At 51.9% G+C, this 24,606-nt stretch carries 18 protein-coding genes, 1 pseudogene and 1 riboswitch; of the genes and pseudogenes, 4 read left to right on the top strand and 15 right to left on the bottom strand.

The window, feature by feature from the left end; all coding sequences use genetic code 11:
- Positions 1-4: 4 nt before the first annotated feature.
- The 14 genes from WIH05_RS06950 to WIH05_RS06885 all read right to left on the bottom strand — a co-directional run bounded on the left by WIH05_RS06950 (position 5) and on the right by WIH05_RS06885 (position 18,022).
- Entirely contained in the window at positions 5-1,054 is a 1,050-nt protein-coding gene (locus WIH05_RS06950) for a lactonase family protein (RefSeq protein WP_022274102.1), read from the bottom strand.
- 165 nt (positions 1,055-1,219) lie between these two features.
- Positions 1,220-2,932, bottom strand: coding sequence for a DEAD/DEAH box helicase (locus tag WIH05_RS06945; protein WP_022274101.1), 1,713 nt, complete (start codon positions 2,930-2,932; stop codon positions 1,220-1,222).
- A gap of 207 nt (positions 2,933-3,139) precedes the next feature.
- Positions 3,140-4,342: an MFS transporter gene (locus WIH05_RS06940; RefSeq protein ID WP_262427058.1), complete on the bottom strand. Its 1,203-nt coding sequence runs from the start codon at positions 4,340-4,342 to the stop codon at positions 3,140-3,142.
- A 151-nt stretch (positions 4,343-4,493) separates the two neighbouring features.
- Positions 4,494-5,909 (bottom strand): hypothetical protein, encoded by a 1,416-nt coding sequence (locus tag WIH05_RS06935; protein WP_337425167.1) that lies wholly within the window; start codon positions 5,907-5,909, stop codon positions 4,494-4,496.
- Between the two features lie 120 nt (positions 5,910-6,029).
- Positions 6,030-7,040 carry a virulence RhuM family protein gene (locus WIH05_RS06930; RefSeq protein ID WP_022273259.1) on the bottom strand — a complete coding sequence of 337 codons (1,011 nt, stop codon included), beginning with the start codon at positions 7,038-7,040 and terminating at the stop codon, positions 6,030-6,032.
- The gene (locus WIH05_RS06925; RefSeq protein WP_022273260.1) at positions 7,037-8,605 is read right to left on the bottom strand and encodes a type I restriction-modification system subunit M; all 1,569 of its coding nucleotides are present in this window, start codon (positions 8,603-8,605) and stop codon (positions 7,037-7,039) included. The genes WIH05_RS06930 and WIH05_RS06925 overlap by 4 nt, the downstream gene beginning before the upstream one ends.
- Entirely contained in the window at positions 8,598-8,825 is a 228-nt protein-coding gene (locus WIH05_RS06920; RefSeq protein WP_022273261.1) for a helix-turn-helix transcriptional regulator, read from the bottom strand. Before WIH05_RS06920 ends, WIH05_RS06925 begins: the two co-directional genes overlap by 8 nt.
- 173 nt (positions 8,826-8,998) lie before the next feature.
- The gene (locus tag WIH05_RS06915; RefSeq protein WP_022273262.1) at positions 8,999-9,688 is read right to left on the bottom strand and encodes a response regulator transcription factor; all 690 of its coding nucleotides are present in this window, start codon (positions 9,686-9,688) and stop codon (positions 8,999-9,001) included.
- Between the two features lie 12 nt (positions 9,689-9,700).
- On the bottom strand, positions 9,701-11,179 hold the full coding sequence (locus WIH05_RS06910) for a HAMP domain-containing sensor histidine kinase (RefSeq protein ID WP_022273263.1): 1,479 nt from the start codon (positions 11,177-11,179) through the stop codon (positions 9,701-9,703).
- Positions 11,180-11,329: 150 nt separating this feature from the next.
- Positions 11,330-11,968 carry a cyclodeaminase/cyclohydrolase family protein gene (locus tag WIH05_RS06905; RefSeq protein WP_022273264.1) on the bottom strand — a complete coding sequence of 213 codons (639 nt, stop codon included), beginning with the start codon at positions 11,966-11,968 and terminating at the stop codon, positions 11,330-11,332.
- 3 nt (positions 11,969-11,971) lie between these two features.
- Positions 11,972-12,880, bottom strand: a complete 909-nt coding sequence (ftcD, locus tag WIH05_RS06900; protein WP_022273265.1) for a glutamate formimidoyltransferase — start codon at positions 12,878-12,880, stop codon at positions 11,972-11,974.
- A 38-nt stretch (positions 12,881-12,918) separates the two neighbouring features.
- Positions 12,919-13,524 carry a HutD family protein gene (locus WIH05_RS06895; protein ID WP_215655017.1) on the bottom strand — a complete coding sequence of 202 codons (606 nt, stop codon included), beginning with the start codon at positions 13,522-13,524 and terminating at the stop codon, positions 12,919-12,921.
- A gap of 2 nt (positions 13,525-13,526) precedes the next feature.
- Positions 13,527-15,059 carry a histidine ammonia-lyase gene (gene hutH / locus WIH05_RS06890; RefSeq protein WP_337425166.1) on the bottom strand — a complete coding sequence of 511 codons (1,533 nt, stop codon included), beginning with the start codon at positions 15,057-15,059 and terminating at the stop codon, positions 13,527-13,529.
- Between the two features lie 113 nt (positions 15,060-15,172).
- Positions 15,173-18,022 (bottom strand): tetratricopeptide repeat protein, encoded by a 2,850-nt coding sequence (locus tag WIH05_RS06885; RefSeq protein WP_022273268.1) that lies wholly within the window; start codon positions 18,020-18,022, stop codon positions 15,173-15,175.
- A 223-nt stretch (positions 18,023-18,245) separates the two neighbouring features.
- On the opposite strand from WIH05_RS06885, the gene WIH05_RS06880 reads away from it, so the two are divergent.
- The 3 genes from WIH05_RS06880 to WIH05_RS06870 all read left to right on the top strand — a co-directional run bounded on the left by WIH05_RS06880 (position 18,246) and on the right by WIH05_RS06870 (position 22,352).
- Positions 18,246-20,267: a urocanate hydratase gene (locus tag WIH05_RS06880; RefSeq protein ID WP_337425165.1), complete on the top strand. Its 2,022-nt coding sequence runs from the start codon at positions 18,246-18,248 to the stop codon at positions 20,265-20,267.
- Between the two features lie 94 nt (positions 20,268-20,361).
- Positions 20,362-21,687 (top strand): imidazolonepropionase, encoded by a 1,326-nt coding sequence (gene hutI / locus WIH05_RS06875; RefSeq protein ID WP_022273270.1) that lies wholly within the window; start codon positions 20,362-20,364, stop codon positions 21,685-21,687.
- Positions 21,688-21,692: 5 nt separating this feature from the next.
- Positions 21,693-22,352, top strand: a complete 660-nt coding sequence (locus WIH05_RS06870) for a nucleotidyltransferase domain-containing protein (RefSeq protein WP_022273271.1) — start codon at positions 21,693-21,695, stop codon at positions 22,350-22,352.
- A gap of 72 nt (positions 22,353-22,424) precedes the next feature.
- Here WIH05_RS06870 and metK read toward each other — a convergent pair whose 3' ends face one another.
- Positions 22,425-23,612, bottom strand: a complete 1,188-nt coding sequence (gene metK, locus WIH05_RS06865; protein ID WP_022273272.1) for a methionine adenosyltransferase — start codon at positions 23,610-23,612, stop codon at positions 22,425-22,427.
- Between the two features lie 134 nt (positions 23,613-23,746).
- A riboswitch (SAM riboswitch) is annotated at positions 23,747-23,862 on the bottom strand.
- Between the two features lie 385 nt (positions 23,863-24,247).
- On the opposite strand from metK, the pseudogene WIH05_RS06860 reads away from it, so the two are divergent.
- Positions 24,248-24,480 (top strand): annotated as a pseudogene (locus tag WIH05_RS06860) (DUF6061 family protein).
- Positions 24,481-24,606 lie beyond the last annotated feature (126 nt).

Genomic DNA, 24,606 nt, shown 5'->3' with positions numbered 1-24,606 from the left:
TCTCCTAACCTATTTTTACGATTTCACAGCAGTTGGGCTCATTGACCGCAACGCTCCGGTCGCTCATAACCAGAAGCCCCTTCTCATAGTCGATATGGAAGAAGGAAATATTTCCCCCGTGGTTGATGGCTGCCAGATGCTGGCCGTCCGGGAAAATGGCAATGTCCTTGGGGTATTCCCCGCTGATGGGCAGACAGAACTTCAGCGTGAGCATTCCCGTTTCTGTGTCCCTCTCATACATGGATACCGAATTGTCCCCGGCGTTGGAGCAGAACAGATAATTCTCATCCGGGGAAAGACGGATGGCACAGGCTGCCGTAAGCTGGTTGGGATCGTCGCCGGTGGTGGCAATGGTCTGGACCTTCTCCACCTGGGGCGTCCTGTCTCCGGTCTGGTATGAATATACGTCGATCACGTTTTTTAATTCATGCAGCAGATAGAAAAATTTTCCGTCGCTGCTGAATACAAAATGACGGGGCGCCGACTCCAGCTCACTCCTTATGGTGTCCACCTGGGCAATACGGCCCTCTCCTCTGTCAAACCGGTACACCTTGACCTGGTCGATCCCCAGATCCGCCACCATTAAAAACTTCTTGTCCGGCGTCATACGGCTGCAGCTCACGTGAGGACGGAAATTCCGTTCTGCCACGCTCCCCAGTCCCTTATGGAATACGCCGTCGGTGATATGGCCCACAGAACCGTCCGGGTTCAGCCGGAGCACCGTCACCTTTCCATCGTGGTAGCCGGACACGAAAATATAGTCGTTTTCGGGGCTTGTGGAGATCTGGCACCCCCGCATTCCCTTGATATTTGCGCTGTTCACCCTGGACAGGCTGCCGTTCTGCAGGATGCGGAACGAGACCACGCCCTCGTCGGCAATGGAGTACAGCATTTTTTTATCCCTGGATACGGTCAGGTAAGAGGAATTATCCACCTCCACCTCGCAGCGGTAGATGAATTTCCCCTTTTCCACGTCCACATCGTAGACCGTGATCCCCTTGGCCTTTCCCGTATAAGAATAAGAACCAACATAAGCCATGTATTTTCCAGTCATAGATCGTTCCTCCCGGATCTTGCTTTAGATATTTCCCCCGCATGGGACGAAATCCCTGTTCGGTTTTTTTTGCACAAAACTGTAAAGCCGCCGGACAGTTATGTATATTTTACCATATTCCAGGATATTTGTGAACGAAAATTTATACAAAATATAGAAAATACCCTATTTCCGGTTGGCGATCTCCACCCGGACATTTTTTCCGCGGATCTTCACCTGCTTCATGGCCTCCATGACCATTTCCGCCTGGTTTTTGGGAACCTCCACAAAGGTATATTTATCATACATGTCGATGCTCCCCACCATACGGCCCGGGATCCCGGTCTCTCCCGCAATGGCTCCCAGGATATCTCCCGGCTTCACATTCTGGTTCTTTCCCAGGTTGATAAAGAGGCTTGCCATACCGCTCCTGCCCGACCGGCGGCCTTCGTACTCGTCCAGATCGTCAAAGCGTCCTCCCCGGCCTCCCCGGTAATTTCCGCGGCCGTCTCTCTGGCCCCGGCCGTCGCGGCCCCGGGATCCGCCTCTCCTGCCCAGATCCTCCAGATCCCTCAGAGGTCTCACATCCTCGGCAATATCCTCATAATCGTCGCCCATGGACATTTTAAGGAAGGCGGCTGCCAGCTCCAGAGAGGAATAATCCTCAGCCAGAAGACGCTTTTCAATGATGGCCGTCATCCGCTCCAGCTCTCCGTCATTCATGATCTCCTGGACCTCATCCAGGATCTTTTCCGCCTTGATGGCCGTCACATCGTTTAAGGACGGGATGGACTGGGGCACGATCTTCGTCTTGCAGAACCGCTGGATATCCCTGAGCTTATAGACCTCGCTGCCCACAGCCAGACTGAAGGCGCGGCCTTCCCTTCCTGCACGGCCGGTCCGGCCGATCCGGTGGACGTAATACTCGTCGTCCTGGGGGATGTCATAGTTGAACACTGCCTCCACATCATCCACATCGATGCCCCGGGCCGCCACATCCGTGGCCACCAGGATCTCTGTGGCTCCGTTCCGGAAGCTGTCCATGACACGGTCCCTCTGCTCCTGCTTCAGATCCCCGTGAAGGCCCTCGGCGAAATAGCCGCGGCCCTGGAGGGCCTGCACCAGCTCATCCACCTGCTTCTTCGTATTACAGAAGGCCACAGACAGCTTAGGGGAATACAGGTCCAGCAGACGGCACATGACCTCCACCTTATTCCTGGGCTTCACCTCGTAATAATACTGGGTCACCTTGGGAACGGTCAGCTCCTTTTTTACCACCCGCACCATCACCGGATCCTTCTGGAACTTCTTTGCAATGTCTGCAATGGCCTGGGGCATGGTGGCAGAGAACATCACCGTCTGCCGTTCCTCGGGAAGAGCGCTTAAGATGGTCTCCATATCCTCCAGAAAGCCCATGTTTAACATCTCGTCGGCCTCGTCCAGCACCACGGTCCGGATCTCATCGGTGCGGATGGTCTTTCTCCTCATGTGATCCATGACGCGTCCCGGAGTTCCCACGATGATCTGGACTCCGCCCTTTAAGGAACGGATCTGTTTTACGATCTCCTGGCCTCCGTAGACCGGAAGGACCTTGATCCCGGACATGTATTTCGCCAGGCGGCGGATCTCCTCAGCCACCTGGATGGCCAGCTCCCTGGTGGGGCATAAGACCATGGCCTGGGTCTTTCTGCTTTCCGGATCCATCTTCTCCAGCAGCGGGATGCCGAAGGCCGCCGTCTTTCCCGTACCGGTCTGGGCCTGGCCGATCATGTCGAGTCCCTCTGCCTGGACGGGGATAGACTGGGCCTGGATCGGGGAGGCAGCCTCGAAGCCCATGTCTGTCACTGCGCGCAGAATGCGCTCATCTAAATTTAATTCGTCAAATCTTACTGTTTCCATTGTCTGATTTCCTTTTCTTTGTTTAACTTCCATATATATGGCTCCCCGCCGTCCAGGGCGGTTTTGCCAGCAAAAAAGAGAAGATCCAGGCCTTCCCCGAATCTTCCCCAGTTTCATTCGTATGATACTATAACAGTTCTGCCGCCATGTGTCAAGCGGCATCTTTTCATATGGAACAACAGCGTTTCCATCGGCGGCTGTCCGTCCTTACTCTGCCGCGTTTTTCCCTCCCCTGTATCTCATATATCCAATGGCTGCCAGCATTCCAAAGCCATAGATCACAAAGGTACAGAAAAACGGGAGCTTTGCATGGACCGAATAGATAAATCCGGCTGTCAGGGAACCGGCAATGCTGCCCAGAGACTGGGTGGCGTTGAAAAATCCCATGACCAGGTTTTTCTGCTCCGGTCTGGACTGGACGGTGATCATGCTCTGGAGCACCGGCACGCTGACGGAATATCCCGCATAAACGATCACGCCCAGGGCGATGAAGATCCCGATATTGGGCACCAGGGCCGTTCCCAGGGCCGATACTGTGCAGACGGCAATGATCACTGCCATGGACCGGCGGATCTTTGTCTTTGTGATGATCCAGATACAGAGCGTCGTATTGGCCACAAAGGATACCAGACCCACAGCCGCCTTGATGATCCCGTTATAGGACGAGGTCAGCCCCAGCACATCCTTTAAGTAGTAGTTGAACGCCTGGTCAAAAGCCGTGTTTCCAAAGTTGATCAGGATATTCACTGCAAACAGCATGGCAAAGGCCACGCTCATGAATTTACGGCTGTCAGCAAAGGCCTGGAAGGGATTGGCCTCCTTCATCAGCTGCTTTTTCGGCACCTGCTTTAAGCTGGTCTTTCCATCCGGCAGACAGATCAGATAAAAGCCCACAGCCACGGCGATCAGAAGGGCCGCCTGGGCCAGAAACGCCAGCTTCACAGAAAATTCCCCCAGGAAGCCGCCGATCATATAGCCGAAGGCGCTGGCCACGCTTTTTATGGTGGCGTTGATGGTCAGATATTTTCCCTGGTCCTCCGGAGCCGCCGTATTTACAATGTATGTCAGGAAGCTCACAAAAATACCGCCGGTAAAAAGTCCGGCGAACATCCTGGCCAGGACGATCTGAAGCTCTGTGGTGGCGTAGGCGAACCAGATCTGGGCGACGCCGTAGCCCATGCAGCAGATCAGAAGAGACATTCTGGAGGATATGTATTCGTTGATCTTTCCCCAGAAGGGCGACAGAAGGAAGTTGGTGAGCATCATGGCCGCCAGGGCCAGTCCGAACATGTAATCATGGAGATTCAGATCCTGGATCACCGTCGGAGTCACCGGATGGGCGAAATTTGCCGCCAGATTAAACAGTACCATCACAAAAAAGAATAGAAAGAACCGCGTTTTGTACTTCATAATCCCCTTTTCCTTTTCCAAAAAATTCTCACTGTTCTTATTATAATTCTTTCAGGCAGAATGTTCAACCGATATTTATATTTTTGCATAAAATACAGAAAAATTCCATTGGAATACAGGGTTTCTGGCCGCATATCAGGCCAGCTATTGTTTAATTTTCTTTCGTTCCATACGGTGCACGCTCTTCGGCTGCTATCTGATAGGCCGGCTCGATTTCATAAACAACTGACTGCTCCTGTTCCCTGGTTCTGAACTCTGCAATTCCAAGCCCAAAGTATTTTTCAAAGAAAGCTTTCAATTTTTCAATGACACCTTGCTTCTTCCTGGCTCTGCCACCACCGCCGAAGCGTGAAACAGGGGGCATGAGCTTGTCTATCTCCGTTCCTGTCGTCTTCAATGCTCCGTCACGGAACGCATTATCAACAAACCTTCTTGTTTCCTCTGCCTTAAGTTTTTCGTTCGTGATAATTTCAGTCAAATCATTTTCTTCCTGCTCCAGGATAAATTTACGCCAGTCAGCAGTAACCCGGGTATCAACATTGACACGGCTGATAAAGGCTTCAATCAGCTCCTTCTTACTCCGAAGCTGTATGCTTGCATCCACTGCTTTGCGGATAGAAATGAGAATTTCTTTGTCCTCACAATTGCCCTCGTGATATTTTTCAACCAGCATCAGGATGTGGTCGATATTGATCTCCACTTGCTTGATAAGCTCAATTTCAAATTCAATATCATCCGTGATATCTTCTTTTTCAGCTTCATCTTTTCTACGGTACTTATCATACAGGTCAAGGTAGATGCTCTGATAATTTTGCAAATCCCTTGCAGCAATACTGTCCATTTCTTCAAACTGATCAAAGGACGAAAGTATATTTCTCATACTAAGGATAGAGCCGAACAGTCTGATAAAATCTTTCTCTATCTGCTCTCCAACGATCTGAGTACCAAGAGGATATTCTGTTTCCAGCTTTTCCAGCAAATCAACATAACCAGGATGATACTTACCGTTGTTGTCCTCATAGCCATTCCAGTAATCCCTAAAGCTCTTTAGAAGAACTATGCCGCTGGCATTCTTGTCGCCAAAAAGAGCGATTGCATCATCTGTGGCTTTCTGTAAATCACGGAAGCAGACGATATTGCCATATGTCTTGACCGAGTTCAGAATACGGTTGGTTCTGGAATAGGCCTGGATCAGTCCGTGCATTTTCAGATTTTTGTCCACCCACAAGGTGTTGAGCGTTGTGGCATCGAAGCCTGTGAGGAACATATTCACGACAATCAGCAAATCCACTTCACGGTTCTTCACTCGCATAGACAAATCCTTGTAGTAGTTCTGAAACTTATCAGCGGAAGTGTCAAAGTTGGTGTTAAACGCAGCATTATAATCCGCAATGACACTTTCAAGAAAATCTCTGGAAGTCTGATCCAAAGCTTCCGTGTCAAAGCCTTCTTCCTGCAGAACACCTGCCTGTCCGGCAGGCAGGTCTTCTGGGTCATCTTCGTTTGCTGAATAACTGAAAATCGTAAGTTGTGTAGATTTCTCCGTAACGAACACAAGGAATTCCATCTTCGGTAACCTGGTCACGCTTTATCCCTGACCCACGGAAAATATCGGTTGCGATTTCGCCAAGCGTTTTATATCCCACCCCATCCGGGCAGTACTCTTGAATCAGTTCATCCAGCCTGTTCATTCCTGATCACCTGCCTTCAACATCCGTTTGACCGCCTTATCAAAATCAGAAGTGATTTTTTGTGTCTTATTAAATTCTGCATATTCAACAGCAGCCTTTTCTTTTGCCATTTTACCGGAGATTTTTCCCTTGTCACGCAGAATATCATATCTTCGGAATGCCAGAAATTCATTCACACTGGCAGCAAATTCCTCCATGGTAAAAGTATTTTCTCTCTCTATCAGGTCTTCGATATAGTCAAAATATCCGGTTACGGCTCGTTCCAGCTGGCGAATCTGCTTTTCCTCCAGATAGTTTTTCGCAACCACTACATCAGATTTCAAAATACGACCTTCCGGTGCATTTTTCCATGTTGTCAGTCCCATATTTTCTTTGGTCCTGTCTGCTTTAGTATACACAATTTCTGCCGCAGTCTGCCCTACGATAGCATAATGAAATTTATTCTGTACCATTGCATAAAAGTCATGGGTAATCTGTGCATTCTTATCATAGTCGATACTGCATTCAGCAAAAATATCCGTGATTTGCTGCCAAATGCGACGCTCGCTGGCACGGATAGAACGGACTCTTTCCAGCAATTCACGGAAGTAGTCCCTGCCAAACACTGTTTTCCCTTGCTTTAAGCGATCATCGTCCATTGCAAAGCCCTTGATCATATACTCTTTTAAGACGCTTGTTGCCCAAATCCTGAACTGTGTTGCCCTACGGGAATTAACACGATAACCAACGGAAATAATAGCGTCCAGATTATAAAAATTCTGCTCTCTTTTTACATGGCGGGTACCTTCTTGTTGAACTATTTCCATTTTGGAAATAGTTGAATCTTTCATCAACTCTCCGTCAGCATATATATTAGTCAGGTGCTTGGAAATCGCAGGTACATCTACATCAAATAATTCCGCCATGGATTTTTGCGTCAGCCAAATTGTTTCATCACGAATTACCGCATTTACCGAAACATCTTCCTCGGAAGACTGGTATATTAAAAACTGAAATTCACCACTCATACGCCCACCTCGATTTCTGCAATGATCTTATCAATTTCATCACGGAGCACCTGCTCACGAGCTACAATTTCTTTGATTTCTGCATTGAGCTTTACAATATCTATTTTCTCACTGGTGTCCTCTGCTTCCACATATGCAGATACGGAAAGGTTATAGTCATTTTCTGCGATTTCCCCATAGCCTGCCAGATGGGAGAAATGTGGCTCCTCGGTTCGATTTGCAAAGGTCTCCACAATTCTTTCAATATTTTCCTGTGTCAGCTTATTGTTGTTCGTGACCTTGATGCACTCGCCCGCAGCATCAATAAACAGGGTTTTGTTGTCGGCTTTCCCTTTCTTCAGAACCATAATGCAGGTAGCAATGGAAGTTCCGAAGAACAGATTGCCCGGCAACTGGATGATGCAGTCGATGAAGTTATTATCAATCAGATACTTTCTGATTTTCTGCTCCGCACCACCACGGTACATAATACCGGGGAAGCAGACAATCGCCGCCGTGCCATTGGATGCAAGCCAGGAAAGGGAGTGCATGATAAATGCAAGGTCGGCTTTGGACTTCGGTGCGAGAACGCCAGCCGGAGAGAAACGAGGGTCGTTGATCAGCAGAGGGTTATCATCGCCAGCCCATTTGATAGAATAAGGGGGATTGGAAACAATCAGCTCAAACGGTTCATCGTCCCAATGCTGCGGTGCTGTCAAAGTATCTTCGCAGGCAATATCGAACTTATCAAAGCCAACATCATGCAGGAACATATTGATACGGCAGAGATTGTAAGTAGTGATGTTGATTTCCTGTCCGTAGAAGCCATTTCTGACGGCATCCTTGCCGAGAACCTTTTCCGCTTTCAGAAGCAGCGAGCCAGATCCACACGCAGGGTCATAAACTTTGTTGATTTCAGTTTTGCCCACCGTGCCGAGTCTGGTAAGCAATTCGGAAACATCGGCAGGGGTAAAGAACTCACCGCCGGATTTCCCTGCTCCAGATGCGTACATGGTCATCAGATATTCATAAGCATCGCCAAAGGCATCAATATCATGGTCTTTCACATCGCCAAGGTTCATATCAGCTACACCATGCAGAAGTTTTGCAAGGCGCTCGTTTCTCTTTGCAACGGTAGAACCGAGCTTGTTGCTGTTCACATCAAAATCGTCGAACAGTCCGGCAAAGCTGCTTTCAGAGGAAGAACCTTTTGCGGATGTTTCAATATGGTTGAACACACGCTCCAGGGTTTCATTCAGATTTTCGTCATTGTCGGCTTTGAGATTTACATTGCAGAATAGTTCAGACGGCAGAATGAAAAATCCTTTTTCTTCAACCAGTCCCTCACGGGCTTCCTCTGCTCCGGCATCGGATATTTTGGCATAATCAAAATCAGTATCACCGGCATCCTGTTCTCCGGAGTTAATGTAATTGGTCAGATTTTCGGAAATATACCTGTAAAACATCGTGCCAAGAACATAGTTCTTGAAATCCCAACCGTCCACGGCGCCACGGAGCTCATCAGCGATTGCCCATATCGCACGGTGCAGCTCATCACGCTCTTGTTCTTTCTTTATATCAACCATTGTTCCCGTTCTCCTTTTTATCAGGTATAAATTCCAGAATATCGTCAACGCCACAGTTGAGAGTTTTGCAAATCTTCTCAATACTATCAAGTGAAATATAATTGTCCCGTTTGATACGTGTAATAATATTGGCACTAAAACCTGCCTTCTCCATCAACTCGGCATTGGTCATACCTTTATCAATCAGAAGGTGAAATAATTTTTTATAGGTTATAGCCATAGTGAATCCCTCCTTGCATAAAAACCATCATATCACGAAAACGTGAATTTTCCAATAAGTTTGCATGAACTTGTTTTATGCTCACGCAGAAAATCTCCGCTCTGTCAGAACACTTTTCCATATAAAACAGGATCTCCCTGCAAATACAAGGAAATCCTGTCTTTAAACTGTATTTATACCTTAAACCGATACCCCACGCCCCAGATCGTCTCGATATACTGGGGCTTGGCTGTATTCATCTCGATCTTCTCACGGATCTTTTTGATATGCACCGTGACCGTGGCGATATCGCCGATGGACTCCATATCCCAGATCTTGGAGAACAGCTCCTCCTTGGTGAACACATGGTTGGGATTCTGGGCCAGGAAGGTCAGAAGATCAAATTCCTTGGTGGTAAAATTCTTTTCCTCCCCATTTACATAGACCCGTCTGGCTGTTTTGTCGATCTTAAGGCCCCGGATCTCGATGATATCGTTGGCCGGCATCCCGCTGCCGATGAGGCGCTCATACCGGGACATATGGGCCTTTACCCGGGCCACCATCTCGCTGGGGCTGAAGGGCTTTGTGATATAATCGTCGGCTCCCAGGCCCAGACCGCGGATCTTGTCGATGTCGTCCTTCTTGGCCGACACCATAATGATCGGGGTGTTCTTATTTTCCCGGATCCTCTTGCAGATCTCAAAGCCGTCCACGCCGGGCAGCATCAGATCCAGGATGAAAAGATCAAATTCCTCCTCCAGGGCTCTCTTAAGCCCGGATTCCCCGTCGTTCTCGATCTCCACCTCAAAGCCCGAAAGCTCCAGATAATCCTTCTCCAGCTCCGCAATACTCTCTTCGTCTTCTACGATCAAAATTCTGCTCATAACCTTCTCCTTTTACACGCTTGTCTTCCTCAGTACAAAATGGATCTCTGTGCCGATCCCTTCTTTACTGGTGGCCCAGATCCTGCCTCCATGGTCCTCCACGATCTTCTTTACGATGGAAAGTCCGATGCCGCTTCCTCCCTTGGCTGAATTTCTTGAGGAATCCGTCCGGTAGAACCGGTCAAAGATATACGGCAGCTCTCTGGGACCGATGCCCTTTCCGTTGTCCTCGATCTCCACCTGGACGAAATCACCCACATCCAGGATCCGGATATTGATGATCCCTTTTTTCTTGTCCATGTATTTCAAGGAATTTCCAATAATATTGTTGATGACCCGCTTCATCTGCTCGGCATCGGCGATGACGTATACGTCCTCATCCACATAATTGAAATATCCCAGCTCCACGCCCCTGGCCTCCAGCTCCAGGCCCACCTCGTCGATGCAGTCCCGGAAGTAGTTGGCCACATTGATCCTGGAAAACGTATAGGGGATCTTGTTGGTGTCGATCTTGGAATAAAACGTCAGCTCGTCGATGAGCCGGTCCATGTCGTTAGCCTTATGGTAGATGGTACGTATATATTTGTCCAGCTTTTCCGGCGATGAGGCCACGCCGTCCATGATCCCCTCCACATACCCCTTGATGGCCGTGATGGGAGTCTTCAGATCATGGGAGATATTGCTGATCAGCTCCTTGCTTTCCTTATCGTACTGGACCTTTTCCTCCGTGCTCTCCTTTAACCGGATCCGCATTTCCTCAAAATTCTGGCAGAGCTGTCCGATCTCATCGTCATCCTCCACCTCCAGGGTAAAGTCCAGGTTTCCATCCCGGATCTTCTTGGTGGCTTCCTGGAGCTTTCCAATGGGCCGGAGAATGGACTGGTATACCCAGACCGTCAGCACCGCCCCTGTGATGAACAGGATCATTACGCTGGTGACCAGCATCTCAAAGATCATGGACTTGGCCTCCGGTACCATATCCATTACATTGGTCACCAGATAGACGCCGCCGTCATCTCCGTCCGGAAAGGTGAACTCCCGGATCTTTAAAAGGTGCTCCGTATCCTTGTCCAGGAAATTTCTCCAGGACGACGGGGCTGCTGCGTCCTCGTAACCGAAAAACTCCTGCTTCAGCTCCTCCACAGTGGCTGTATCGCCCACAAAGAGCAGATCCTCCGCCTTCCGCACCACCAGGAACGAGTGCTTCATGGAAAGCCTCCCGTTCAGATCCGCCAGGTACGTCTCATTGCTGAACTTCCCCGTATCCGACTCCAGTACCTTATCGATCTCCTTCTGGATGGACTCCGTTAAGTGGCTGAAGACCCGGATGGATGCGCCGGAAAACAGATCCACATCCTCTGAAACGCCGTAGGTCTCGCTGAATACCCTGGCCTGGTAATTGTTGAGCCCGATGATGGCCATATAGATCAGCGTGATGGGAACGACTGTGATGGTGAGGAATGCGATGGCAAGCTTTGTACGGATCTTCATAAACGCCGCTCCCCCTTTTTCACATGTTTTTTTTATTATACCATACTTTCCCACCTTATTTATAAAACTATTATAAAAAATGGCAGAAAGAAGGCCCCGGAACGCGGAAAAAGCGCCCGGGGTCTCCAATTTTTTTAATATTCGTATTTTTTACACCAGATCCCTGGTCAGTGCGGAAAGCTCCATGACCGCCTTTTCACCGTCCATGGCCGCCTTTTCAAGCTCTGCCACCTTTGCCGCCATACGGGCCACAAATTCCTCGTCCTTGATGGAGCCCAGGTTGATCTTTACGTTAAGGAGGGCGCTGAGGACCGCGGTCCTGGCCATCATGGAAGCCACCAGACCGTCTGTAACGGCGTTGGCATTGCCTCGCTCCACCACAGCCCCAGCCACATGGAAGATCTTAAGGGCCGTTTCTGCAACTGCCAGAGGCACCTCTGCGGCCTCCTTTAAGCCGTTCTGCATGGCCTCTTTTCTGGCCGCCTTTTCTTCATCGGTATTTTTCGGCATACCCAGGGCGTTCATATACGCGGTGAAGGATTCCGTATCCTTCTGGATGGAATCGATCAGCTCTTTTCTGAGAGCCGCTCCCTCTGCCGCCAGGCCCTTCATCTCCTCTTCCACATCTGCATATTTCGCTTTCCCGATGGTCAGGTTCGCCACCATTTCCGCCAGAGCGGCTCCCAGACCTCCGGCTAAGGCCGCAACACTTCCTCCGCCTGGAGCCGGAGCGTCAGAGCCGGTCACTGCCGCAAATTCTTCCACAGATAAATTTTTTAAGTCTGCCACGGTTTATTCCTCCTCTAAAAGACGGTTTTCCATGATCTGGGACGGATCAAAGCCTGCCACCTGGAGATAATACTCGGCGCAGTCCACCAGAGCCTGCATGGGAAGGAGTCCCACGATCTCGCTTTCCAGCACCGGAACGCCGTAGCGCTTTGCCTCCATTTTCACAGCCTCGAAGGCACGGTATACGGCCGTCTTTGTATAGTCAGTCAGGTTCATGGATACCTGGGCCAGATTTCTGTCCTCCAGCATCACGCCGATGGCCTTGATGTAATGGTAGCCGCCGTTGATATTCCTTACGCGTCTTGCGATCTGGTTTGCGATCTCCAGATTATCGGTGCCCAGATTTACGTTATAGGCCACCAGCGGCATCCTGGCTCCCACTGCGCTGACGCCTGCTGTGGGATGGGGAGCGGCCGGTCCGAAATCCGGAGCCCATTTTTCTGTATCCTGCATCTTCTCTGCCATTCCCTCAAACTGGCCCTTGCGGATGCTGGCCAGGTTCGCTCTGTGGGGAGCCGTCGCGGAAGACTCGTATAAGAAGCAGGGGATCCCGTACTGCTCGCCCACGGTCTTTGCCACTTCCTTGGCCAGGGCATCGGCCTCCTCCAGGGTCGCATTGCGGCACGGAATGAACGGAACCACGTCCACGGCTCCCATTCTTGGATGCTGGCCCTCATGCTTCGTCATATCGATCAGCTCCACAGCCCTTCCAAAGGAAGCTACCACCGCATCGCGGAGAGGCTCTGGCTCACCGATCACAGTGACCACCAGGCGGTTGTGGTTGGGGTCGGTCTGGTAATCCAGAAGCCGCACGCCTTTTTTTGCACGGAAGCACTCTACGATCTTTTCGATCTTTTCCAGATCGCGGCCTTCACTATAATTGGGTACGCATTCGATCAACTTATTTCCCATTGATCCCATCCTCCAGTTTTTCTGTTATTGTGATTGTTTTAATTTTTATCATTTTCATGTTTTTCATGGATCTCTGCCTTCACAGCCCGGGTCCCTGGCCTCATCTCATAGGCGATCCGGCTCCCGGACGGCATTCCCCGCAACAGAAGCCCCTGGCCTTCATCCAGGATCACTGGCTCCGGTCCAGAAACCAGGACCTCCATCCGGCCCTCATGGCAGTAAAAGAACAGGGTCCTGTACACATCCTCTGTCTGTTCACTTCCAGAACCGGAAAGGACCTCCAGGTCCCCTGTACAGGCTCCCTTCCTTAACATCAGATTAAAGTCCGTCACCCGTCCCTGGCTTTTAGTTTCACTGGCCCCGTCAAACCGATGGGGCGAAAACTCCTCCAGATGGATCCATGGTCCCCCGTCGTGGCATATGTCCATCTCCCCTTCAAGGGTTAGGATGATCCGGTCAAAATCCGGGAGAGACGTAAAGGTGCTCTCCTCCAGCTCCACGGTGGCGGAGCTTAAGCGCCACAGAAAGTCCCGGCTCTGGTAATTCCCGTTTTCCGGCGCGATGGAAAGCTCGGTGGTGGTCCCGCCGGACCAGGAAGAGACGCGGCATGCATCTCTTCCGATCTTTTTTATCTCCATGTTCATATTTAATACTCGATCTCTGCTCCCAGGGCTTCCTCAACGGCACGGACCAGAGAGCCGTCCTCGATGATCTTTTCGCAGTAGTTGATGTCCTCATAAAGCTCCCGGTCCTCATCCAGACGGGCCACGCATTTGCGGACAAGATCATAGGCCGCCTGGGTCCCCTTTCCAAGTCCCTTATTTCCTCTCATGTCGATGCCCTGGCAGGCTACCATCAGCTCCATGGCCAGTACACGACGCACATTGCGGCCGATCTCGCCGGCCTGCCTTGCGGCGATGGTCCCCATGCTCACATGGTCTTCCTGGCCTGCGGAAGACGGGATGCTGTCCACGCTGGCCGGATGGGCCAGGACTTTATTTTCAGAAACCAGGGCGGCAGCCGAATACTGGACGATCATAAAGCCGGAGTTTACGCCGCCGTTGGGTGTCAGGAATGCAGGAAGGCCGCTGTACGCCGGGTTCACCAGACGTTCGATCCGGCGCTCGGAAACGTCGGCCAGCTCGGATTCTGCGATCTTTAAGAAGTCAAAGCTTAAAGCCATGGGCTGTCCGTGGAAGTTTCCTCCAGAGATCCCGCTTCTGTCTTCCCTGAAGATCAGCGGGTTATCCGTAACGGCGTTGATCTCAATGTCCACACGGCCGCCCACATAGTTGACCGCATCCTTGCTGGCTCCGTGGATCTGCGGACAGCAGCGCAGGGAATAAGCGTCCTGTACGCGGATCTCTCCCTGGCGGCTGGCGTTCCTGCTTCCCTCCAGGAGCTTTAATAAGTTCCTGGCTGTGGCCATCTGGCCTGCATGGGGACGTACCTGGTGGACTCTTGCATCCAGGGCGTCCACAACGCCGTTCTGGGCCTCAAAGGATAAGGCAGCGGCGATGTCGGCGGTCTTTAAGAGCGTAATGGCGTCATGAAGAGCATGGGCACCCACAGAGGTCATGGCCTGGGTCCCGTTATTTAAGGCAAGCCCCTCTTTGGCAGACAGCTCGATCACCGGGATCCCGGCCCGCTCCATGGCCTCAGCGCCCGGAAGCAGCTCGCCCTTATACCAGGCCATTCCAAGACCGATCATGGGAAGGACCATATGGGACAGGGGAGCCAGATCTCCGGATGCGCCCAGGGAGCCCTTTTCCGGGATAAACGGAGTCACACCCTTATTTAACATGGCGATCATGGTCTCCACGGTCTCCAGGCAGATGCCGGAAAAGCCGTTGGAAAGGCTGTTGACACGAAGTAACAGGATCCCTCTGGCAATGTCCTCTTTAAAGGGATCTCCCGCGCCTACCGCATGGGTGATGATCAGGTTCTTCTGCAGCAGCTTACACTCATCCTGGGAAATGACCACATCGCTGAACTTACCGAAGCCAGTGGTGATCCCGTATACGACCTTTCTCTCCTCCACCAGCTCGTTGACCACCTGTCTGGAGGCCAGGATCTTTTCTCTGCTCTCATCCGATAAAACGACTTCTGCGCCTTCGCGGCATACGGCGATGATCTGGTCCACGGTCAGGTCATGGCCTGTGATTACAACTTTCTGCATATGCTACCTCTCCTTATGTGATTTTGCTGAAATTTTTACCAGTTCCAGTCGGATATGGATCCATTATACACAAAAAACGTCCAAAAAGCGTCAAACTCTTTCGCTTTATCATGCTAATATGTCAGACGATTCTCCAATCGTTTCTCTACCTCGGAAAGCAGCCGTTCCGTCTCCGGATTCCGGATCTTATCGGAGATCTCCCTCCCCTTCCTGTAATGCTCCCTGGCGCTCTTTAGGTCGCCCGTCTTTATGCAGGTGAGAGCGAGCCAGCCCTCGGCCCGTTCCAGGCCCCAGCGGTAGCCGTTCCGTTCCAGGCATTCCACAGCCTTTTCCAGAAGCGCCATGGCCTCCTTATACTGGCCTCTGAGACAGTGGACCTGGCCCATGCTGGAGTAGATCTGGCCCAGGCCGTTCATAAAGGACAGGCTCTCGCCCACCGCCAGGGCGCGGCCATAATAGGCCATGGCCTCGTCCAGATGATCCTGCTTCCTGTATACATCTCCCAGATAATTGTAGCAGGCCGCCACGCCCGCGCCGTAGATCTCATGGTCCAGCTCCTCAAACAGGGACAAGGCCTGGAGCAGCATGGTCTCCGCCACATCGTACTTTCCCTTCTGCATATAGCAGAGCCCCTTTAAGCGCATGAGGGTGGCATACTCGTCCTTTTTCTCTCCGCCCCGGCACCGGAGCCCGTGCTCCACCAGCTCCTCCACCAGCTCTGTGTTCCCGGTCTGGATCCCGCAGAAGATCTGCTGTTTTAAGCATGCCAGGTAAACCTCGTCGTCCCCCAGCCCCAGGGCCAGGGCCATGCTGCAGTTAATGTCAGAATTTCCCCGGTCATACTCGCCCATGGCGATCTCATACCGTCCCTTGATATAGCGCATTTCCATTTTCATCTGCCGGATCATGGGGGAATCGTCCTTTAATCCAATGACCTGCTCCGCCAGCTCCAGCATCCGCTCCGCCCCGGTCATGACGCCGAAATCGTCTCCCTGCTCCGGCATCGGGCTGTGGAGCACCGGGAAATTCTCGTTGATGACCGTGTAAAATTCCTTCAGATAGTAGATCTGATAGCGGTACGCCTGGACCTGGTCATGGCACTTATCATAGTGGTAGGCTGCCAGGGCCAGGGTCCGGAAGCCCCGGTCCGGCTGGCTCCCATAATATTCCGCCAGCATCCGGTGGTACTGGAGGGTCTTGCCATTACTCTGCTTTTCATACACATATTCCTGGAACAGGCGGTGGCTGAACTTATAATACACGTTCCAGCCCACCAGCACCTCCTGGATCAGAAAGGCCTCGGAAAGCCTCTCCAGACGCTTTAAGAGCGTCAGCCGGTCCGTCCCCTTCATCAGATATTCCAGCTCCTCGATGCCGATCTTTTCCGGGAACACGGACATACATTCCAGGATCTCCCGCTCCCTGGCTCCCACCGACGACAGCCGGGTCTGGATGGCCAGATTGGTCTTGGCGGATTTTTCCAGGGTAAAGCCCTTTTTCCGGATCAGATTGATCATCTCCCGAAGGAAAAAGGCGTTCCCCTCGGTGGTCTTATAGATGGACCGGCACTTTCCCGCCTCCTTTGCCACCTGGGGAAGCTCCCGCCGCAGGATCTCCTCTGTCTCTTCCTCTGTAAATGGCTCCAGGCGGACCACGGTGATCCTGTCCTCCCGCACCAGGGGCTCCAGAGATGTCATCACATCCATTTCCCCATTTTTGCTGCAAGTACACAATACTGCTGTCCCGGCCCCGGAGGCGCTTCCCAGAAGCCGGTTTAAAAGCTGGAGGCTCATCCGGTCCATCCACTGGACATCGTCAAAGGCCAGCAGGACCCGGAAGCGGCGGGCAAGGCCGGAAAACAGTTCCATGATCTCCCGCTCGATCATGGAATAGGTGAGACGGCGGCTGTCGGGTCCTCCGGCGTTTTCCAGCTTAAGGATCATGGACAGGCGCTCCTCATCCCCGGTCTTTAAAAATCCCGGGCCTCCGTTTTCCTGGATCTGGCGCAGCTCCTGTAAAATATCGCTCCAGGGGTTCAGGAAAAAATCCGTTCCCTGGCGGTAGCAGGAGCTTTTTAAGGTCACCATCTGCCTGGAGGCGGCCAGCCGGAGGCTGTTTTCCAGAAACGCCGTTTTTCCGACTCCCTCCTCTCCCACCACCACCAGGCAGTTCACCGGATCGGAGGGATCCCATTCCAGAAATTCACTGACAGAAAATAATTCCTTTTTCCTCCCCACAAAGGGCAGGTCCGCCGGGCCTCCCACGGCCTTCATATGCTCCTTCACATGGAACACCCGCTGGAACAGCTCCCGGATCTTCCGGGACGGCTCCACCCCCATCTCCTCCTTCAGGCACTTTTCCAGATCATAGTACAGGCGGATGGCCATGATATAATCGCCATGTTCTGCATAAATGCTCATCAGCTCATAATAGATCTCTTCATCATATGGATCCTCTTTTATAAGAAGGGAGCCGTATTTCTGGACCGCCTCCATGTCTCCCTTCTCTCTGGCCTCCCGGAATTTCCCAGAGGCATTTTTTACAGACTCCTCGCTCTGCATGGCCCGGATCCCGCCGACCCACTCTTCAAATTCCAGACATTTTTTTATGTAAAAATATTCCAGGAACGGCTTTTGCTCTCCCAGATGGCCCTTTTTTACATGATCCCAGTCAATGGACACGGGACAGGCCGGATTCAGGGCGATCCCCGTATGGCCCGCAGTCAGGATAATGTCCTTATCCAGCTTTTTCCGTACCTGGTAGATGGCGTCCCGGAGCTTTTTCCTTCCGCTGGCCTCATCCTCATCCCCCCATAAAAGACAGATGGCCTCCTCTCTGGTGATCTGCTTTTTCACACAGAGATAATAAAGAAAGCCCTCCACCTTTTTATATGGAAAGCCCACCGGTTCCCCGTCTGCCAGGATGGCCGGAGTCCCGAACAGGCGTATTTCAATTTTTTTCACCGTATCCCCTCACTTTCCCTTGCGGCCGTACTGCCGCAGTTCCCTCACGGATGCTGGTTTCTTCTGCCTTTAAGTATACAAAACGTCCAAAAAACTGTCAACTATTCCAGCTTATTGACGTTTTTTTGACTCTCTGGTGATATACTCTAAGTAACTGAATAGTTCCGCAGATTTTAGAAAGACTAAGACGTTTCTGTTATAAAGAGAAAGGATGAGAATGCATATGACCAACAAAGAAATCGGCGCTGCCATGACCATCAAGCTGGATCCGGTGCTTCCGGAGTATCCTGTATTTAAGGAAGGGATCCGCCGTGCCCCCATGCGCGACCTGACCCTCTCCGACCATGAAAAGAAGCTGGCAGTGAAAAACGCCCTCCGCTATGTGCCCGAGGAGCTCCACGAGGCTCTGGCCCCCGAATTTATGGAAGAGCTCCTGACCCGCGGCCGGATCTACGGATACCGTTTTATGCCAAAGGAAAGGATCTACGGAAAGCCCATCGACGAATATAAGGGAAACTGCGTCCAGGGCAAGGCCTTCCAGGTAATGATCGACAACAACTTAAACCATGATGTGGCCCTTTATCCTTATGAGCTTGTGACCTACGGCGAGACCGGACAGGTATGCCAGAACTGGATGCAGTACCAGCTCCTGAAAAAATATCTGGAGGTCCTCACCGACGAGCAGACCCTTGTGGTGATGTCCGGCCATCCCCTGGGCCTTTTCCACTCCCATAAGCAGGCCCCCAGAGTGGTCATCACCAACGGCCTTATGGTGGGCGAGGGCGATAATCCAGAGACCTGGGCAAAGGCAACGGCCATGGGCTGCTCCTCCTACGGCCAGATGACAGCCGGAGGCTGGATGTACATCGGCCCCCAGGGCATCGTCCACGGTACCTTCAATACCATCTTAAACGCAGGCCGTAAGTTCTTAGGCGTTCCCGCAGAAGGAAACCTGGCCGGCCACTTATTCGTCACCAGCGGACTGGGCGGCATGAGCGGCGCACAGCCCAAGGCCATCGAGATCGCCGGAGGCGTGGGCATCATCGCCGAGGTGGATTCCTCCCGGATCGAGACCCGCCACAGCCAGGGCTGGGTAAAAATGATCTGCGAGTCTCCGGAGGAGGCCTTCCGTACAGCCCGGACCTATATGGACAAGAAAGAGCCCATGTCCATCGCCTTCCACGGAAATATCGTGGACCTGCTGGAATATGCTGTAAACAACAACATCCATATCGACCTGCTCTCCGACCAGACCTCCTGTCACGTTCCCTACGACGGCGGCTACTGCCCCCAGGGCCTGACCTTTGAGGAAAGAACTGAGATGCTGGACCATGATCATGAAAAATTCTGTGAGCTGGTCAACCGTTCCCTGACCACCCACTTCCATATGATCCGGACTCTGGTGGAAAGAGGCTCCTATTTCTTTGATTACGGCAATGCCTTCATGAAGGCTGTATTTGACGCCGGAAACAAGGAGATCTCCAAAAACGGCGTGGATACCTCTGAGGGCTTCATCTTCCCGTCCTATGTGGAGGACATCCTGGGACCGGAGTTATTCGACTACGGCTACGGCCCGTTCCGCTGGTGCTGCCTGTCCGGAAAGCATGAGGACCTTATTAAGACCGACCATGCGGCCATGGAGATCATCGATCCCAACCGCCGCTTCCAGGACCGGGACAACTGGATCTGGATCCGTGATGCTGAAAAGAACCAGCTGGTGGTGGGGACCCAGTGCCGGATCCTCTACCAGGACGCTCTGGGAAGACGCGACATCGCTTTAAAATTCAATGAAATGGTAAGAAATGGAGAGATCGGACCGGTGATGCTGGGCCGCGACCACCACGATACCGGCGGAACGGATTCCCCGTACCGCGAGACCTCCAATATCTATGACGGCTCCAACTTCACGGCCGACATGGCGACCCACTGCTATGCAGGAAACGCAGCCCGCGGCATGACCCTTGTGGCTCTCCACAACGGCGGCGGCACCGGCATCGGAAAGGCCATCAACGGCGGCTTCGGCCTTGTCTTAGACGGCTCCGAGCTCACGGACCAGATCATCCGCGAAGCCATCCCGTGGGATACCATGGTGGGCGTTTCCAGAAGAAGCTGGGCAAGAAACGAGCACTCCATTGCGACCGTTGCCGAATATAATAAGAAATTTGCCGGCTCTGACGCCATCACGATGCCCTATATCGCCGACGATGAGCTGATCGAGCGCGTATTTAACAACGCATGTAAATAAACCATACTGCCCCGGCCTGAGCAGCCTTCTGCCCAGGCCGGAACCGCCTGGAAACGCATCCGGCGGTTCCTTTGCAGAGAAAGTAGGAGACTATATGAAAAAACTTTATATCCGCCGCGCCTCCGAGCTGGTGACCTGCCGGGGCTCCGCTCCCAAAAAAGGCGCGGAAATGGCCGATATCGGTCTTATAAAAAACGGAGGCGTTCTGATCCATGACGACCGGATCTTTGCCGTCGGCACCACCGAGGAGCTGGATCTCCTGGCAGGCTTTGAAGAGGGCTCCGGTCAGGCTGACGCATGTACGGAAACTGCCTCTGGCTATACGGTCCTGGACGCCTCCGGAAAGACCGTTCTTCCTGGCTTCGTGGATTCCCACACCCACTTTATCTTCGGCGGCTACCGGGCCGAGGAGTTTTCCTGGCGCTTAAAGGGCGACACCTATATGTCCATCATGGAGCGGGGAGGCGGCATCAACGCCACCGTCGGCCCCACCAGGGACGCCTCCATCCAGGAGCTGGTTTCTGTCGGAAGAGAACGGATGAACCGGATGCTGGAGTTCGGCGTGACCACCGTTGAGGGAAAAAGCGGCTACGGCATGGACCGGAATACGGAATTAAAGCAGCTCCGGGCCATGAAGGAGCTGGACGCCTCCCATCCGGTGGATATCGTGACTACCTTCCTGGGCCCCCACAGCGTCCTGCCCCAGTATAAGGGAAAGGAGCGGGAATTCATCGATATGCTCTTACAGGACGTAATGCCTGTGGTCAAGGAGGAGGGACTGGCAGAGTTTGCCGATATCTTCTGCGAAAAGGGCGTGTTCGGCATTGAAGATTCTGAATACTATCTGACCAGGGCAAAGGAAATGGGCTTCAAGCTGAAGGTCCATGCCGATGAAATGAACTCTCTGGGAGGCGCAGAGCTGGCCGCCCGCACAGGCGCGTATTCCGCTGACCACCTTTTAAAGGCCTCCGACGAGGGGATCCGCCAGATGGCAAAGGCGGGCGTCATCAGTACGCTGCTGCCGGCCACCGCTTTCTGCTTAAAAGAGCCCTTCGCCCCGGCGAGAAAGATGATCGATTCCGGCTGTGCCGTGGCCCTGGCTTCGGATCTGAACCCCGGAAGCTGCTTTACCAACAGCATCCCCCTTCTCATAGCCCTGGGCTGCATCTATATGAATATGTCCATTGAGGAGGTGATCACTGCCCTCACCATCAACGGGGCCGCAGCCCTTGGGCGCGCTGATTGCATCGGAAGCCTGGAAAAGGGCAAAAAAGCCGATGTGGTCATCTTAAAATACCCGTCCATCCACTTTATGCCCTACCATACGGGGATCAACCTGGTGGAGACTGTCATAAAGAATGGAGACGTGGCCTACCAGAAGGAATGGGAAAGGCTCCCGGAATTGAAAAGAGAGAATTAACGGAAATGATTGAAATAACTGAATTTATTAAAAAATATATGGCTGCCCTGGATCAGGCCTTTCCGGACCGCGTCTGGTTTGCCGGACTCCAGGGGAGCTACGGCCGCGGGGAGGCCACAGAAGCCAGCGACATTGATATGGTGGTGATCCTGGACCAGCTCTCCGCCAGCGATATCCATACCTATGACGCCATGCTGGATACCCTTCCCTGCCGGGAGCTTATCTGCGGCTTCCTGTCCGGAAGACAGGAGCTGGAAAACTGGGAGCCCTCGGAGCTTTTCCAGTTCTGCCGCGACACCACCCCCATAAGAGGAAGCCTGGACCAGGTGCTCTCCTCTGTCACCAGCGCCGATATAGCCCGGGCCATAAAGTCCGGCGCCTGCGGCGTCTACCACGGCTGTGTCCACAATATGCTCTATGAAAAAAGTGAGGATATTTTAAAGGGACTCTATAAATCTGCCTCCTTTGTCCTCCAGGCGGTCCACTTCCAGAGGACCGGAGTTTATGTACGGCATATGGCGGATCTGGTATCTGTCCTGCCCCCAGAGGAAAGCGCCGTTCTCCAGACCTTTATGGAACTGAAGGGCGGAAGACCGGTTGCCTTTGATGCCATGTCGGAGCAGCTTTTTTCCTGGGCAGGGAAATGGGCGGGGGCACCCAGATAAAACAGAGAGCCAGCCCCGGCAAACGCCGCTGTGGGGCTGGCTCCAGAAGCCTTTTTCTTCTATATTCTGTTCTTACAGATATTTCTTCAGCACATCCACCTTGTCTAACTTCTCCCACGGCAGATCCACATCGGTCCTTCCGAAATGGCCGTAAGCCGCAGTCTGCTTGTAGATGGGGCGGCGGAGATCTAACATCTTAATGATCCCGGCCGGGCGGAGGTCAAAGTGTTCGCGGATGATCTCCACGAGCCTGTCATCGGAAAGCTTTCCGGTTCCAAAGGTATCCACCTCGATGGAAGTGGGATGGGCCACGCCGATGGCGTAGGAAAGCTGGACCTCACACTTATCGGCAAGTCCGGCAGCAACCATGTTCTTGGCCACATAACGGGCCGCATAAGCTGCGGAACGGTCCACCTTGGTGCAGTCCTTACCGGAGAATGCGCCGCCGCCGTGACGGGCATATCCGCCGTAGGTGTCAACAATGATCTTTCTTCCAGTCAGTCCGCTGTCGCCGTGGGGTCCTCCGATCACGAAACGGCCTGTGGGATTGATATAAAACTTCGTGTTTTCGTCCACCATTCCTGCCGGAAGCACCGGATCGAACACATACTTCTTAATGTCCTCATGGATCTGCTCCTGAGTCACAGCATCATCGTGCTGGGTGGATAAAACAACAGCGTCCAGACGGTACGGCTTTCCGTTTTCGTCGTACTCCACCGTCACCTGGCTCTTTCCGTCGGGTCTTAAATATTTAAGTGTGCCGTCCTTTCTCACCTTGGTAAGCTGCCTTGTCAGCTTATGGGCCAGGGAGATCGGATAGGGCATATATTCCTCTGTCTCGTTGCTGGCAAAGCCGAACATCATACCCTGGTCTCCGGCGCCGATGGCATCCAGCTCATCCTCGGTCATGGTCTTCTCTCTGGCTTCCAGGGCTTTGTTTACGCCCATGGCAATATCCGTGGACTGCTCGTCGATGGCGACCACAACGCCGCAGGTATCGCAGTCGAAGCCGTATTTGGCCCGGTCGTAGCCGATCTCGCGGACCGTCTCGCGGACGATCTTCTGGATGTCCACATATGCGTTGGTGGTGATCTCACCCATGACCATCACAAGGCCTGTGGTGGCGCAGGTCTCACATGCCACACGGCTCATGGGGTCCTTCTCCATCAGTGCGTCCAGGATCGCATCAGAGATCGCGTCGCACATTTTATCCGGATGTCCCTCTGTTACGGACTCAGATGTAAAAAGTCTCTTTTCCATTTTTTCTCCTCTCTGGTTTCAGGGGCGCGCAGGGCACGCCGGCACTGTCTGCCAGCTCCTCTTTCTGTATCCCGCGCATAAAAAAAGTCCGCTCACATTCATAAGCGGACTTGACAAAGCTACTCCATCAAATCCTCTTATTGCTCGATTTCTCGCTCAGGCTGGCACCTTCCTGCCCTCTCGCACCGCGATTAACAGGGGTTGCCGTGACTTCACAGGTCCTATGTACCTCCATCACTCTGAATAAGGGATAAAACTGAATATTCTACGAACTTTTTTATTTTGTTTTCCGGCAGCCAGGAGCCGCCGTTGAGTTACAGCCAATATACTAGCCGATTCCTTTCCAAATGTCAATAGGAAATTTGAATTCTCACTTGAGGTATTTTTAGGGATTTAATAACTGTTATATCTTGTTATAAAAATCTCGTCAAACCCTTGAAAATACTAAAGTTTTTATGGGTGTCCTCTCCGTCACATCTTGTATCGTGTTATATCGTTTTACCCTTGGTTATGACCTCTGATAAGGGAAAAAACAAGGGAAAGAAAATCTGGTAACAACTTATAACAAATTATAAAAGTGACAGTTGGGACTGGATGAAATGCTTATAATACATTTCTATGAAAGGATTGATAAGATGAGATTGATATATGCAGACTATAACCCTCAAACGAACAGTATTGATATAACCACATTTGAGAATTACATATTACGGATTGATTGTAATAAGGTAGAGGATGGATTAAGAACTACTCCTTGCTCACAAAATTCGCTTAATGCTTTGGCAATAGATGAGCCACTTGAGTAGGCTCGACTTGCTTTAGATGGCGAAATGCAGGCGATGCTATTGATAGTTTGGAGGTTTGGTGATTTTTGATAAATGTTGGTAGAATATCTAGATTTGGTGTGGTACAATAAAAGAGCAAAATAAAAGAAAACTCGAATTTGACGGAGAGATAGTATGGCTATTATTAAAAACGAAATACCGATTTTGGA

It is taken from the genome of Alitiscatomonas sp. (assembly GCF_037242085.1).
Classification (GTDB): Bacteria; Bacillota; Clostridia; order Lachnospirales; family Lachnospiraceae; genus Alitiscatomonas; species Alitiscatomonas aceti.
This window is presented reverse-complemented; position numbering and strand designations above follow the sequence as displayed.

Excerpts from the sequence above, each read along its gene's own strand:
- WIH05_RS06930 (WP_022273259.1), bottom strand. The coding sequence starts at position 7,040 with ATGAGTGGTGAATTTCAGTTTTTAATATACCAGTCTTCCGAGGAAGAT.
- WIH05_RS06945 (WP_022274101.1), bottom strand. The coding sequence starts at position 2,932 with ATGGAAACAGTAAGATTTGACGAATTAAATTTAGATGAGCGCATTCTG.
- hutI (WP_022273270.1), top strand. The coding sequence starts at position 20,362 with ATGAAAAAACTTTATATCCGCCGCGCCTCCGAGCTGGTGACCTGCCGG.
- WIH05_RS06870 (WP_022273271.1), top strand. The coding sequence starts at position 21,693 with ATGATTGAAATAACTGAATTTATTAAAAAATATATGGCTGCCCTGGAT.
- WIH05_RS06895 (WP_215655017.1), bottom strand. The coding sequence starts at position 13,524 with ATGAACATGGAGATAAAAAAGATCGGAAGAGATGCATGCCGCGTCTCT.
- ftcD (WP_022273265.1), bottom strand. The coding sequence starts at position 12,880 with ATGGGAAATAAGTTGATCGAATGCGTACCCAATTATAGTGAAGGCCGC.
- WIH05_RS06910 (WP_022273263.1), bottom strand. The coding sequence starts at position 11,179 with ATGAAGATCCGTACAAAGCTTGCCATCGCATTCCTCACCATCACAGTC.
- WIH05_RS06880 (WP_337425165.1), top strand. The coding sequence starts at position 18,246 with ATGACCAACAAAGAAATCGGCGCTGCCATGACCATCAAGCTGGATCCG.
- WIH05_RS06920 (WP_022273261.1), bottom strand. The coding sequence starts at position 8,825 with ATGGCTATAACCTATAAAAAATTATTTCACCTTCTGATTGATAAAGGT.
- metK (WP_022273272.1), bottom strand. The coding sequence starts at position 23,612 with ATGGAAAAGAGACTTTTTACATCTGAGTCCGTAACAGAGGGACATCCG.
- WIH05_RS06915 (WP_022273262.1), bottom strand. The coding sequence starts at position 9,688 with ATGAGCAGAATTTTGATCGTAGAAGACGAAGAGAGTATTGCGGAGCTG.
- hutH (WP_337425166.1), bottom strand. The coding sequence starts at position 15,059 with ATGCAGAAAGTTGTAATCACAGGCCATGACCTGACCGTGGACCAGATC.
- WIH05_RS06950 (WP_022274102.1), bottom strand. The coding sequence starts at position 1,054 with ATGACTGGAAAATACATGGCTTATGTTGGTTCTTATTCTTATACGGGA.
- WIH05_RS06935 (WP_337425167.1), bottom strand. The coding sequence starts at position 5,909 with ATGGAATTCCTTGTGTTCGTTACGGAGAAATCTACACAACTTACGATT.
- WIH05_RS06940 (WP_262427058.1), bottom strand. The coding sequence starts at position 4,342 with ATGAAGTACAAAACGCGGTTCTTTCTATTCTTTTTTGTGATGGTACTG.
- WIH05_RS06925 (WP_022273260.1), bottom strand. The coding sequence starts at position 8,605 with ATGGTTGATATAAAGAAAGAACAAGAGCGTGATGAGCTGCACCGTGCG.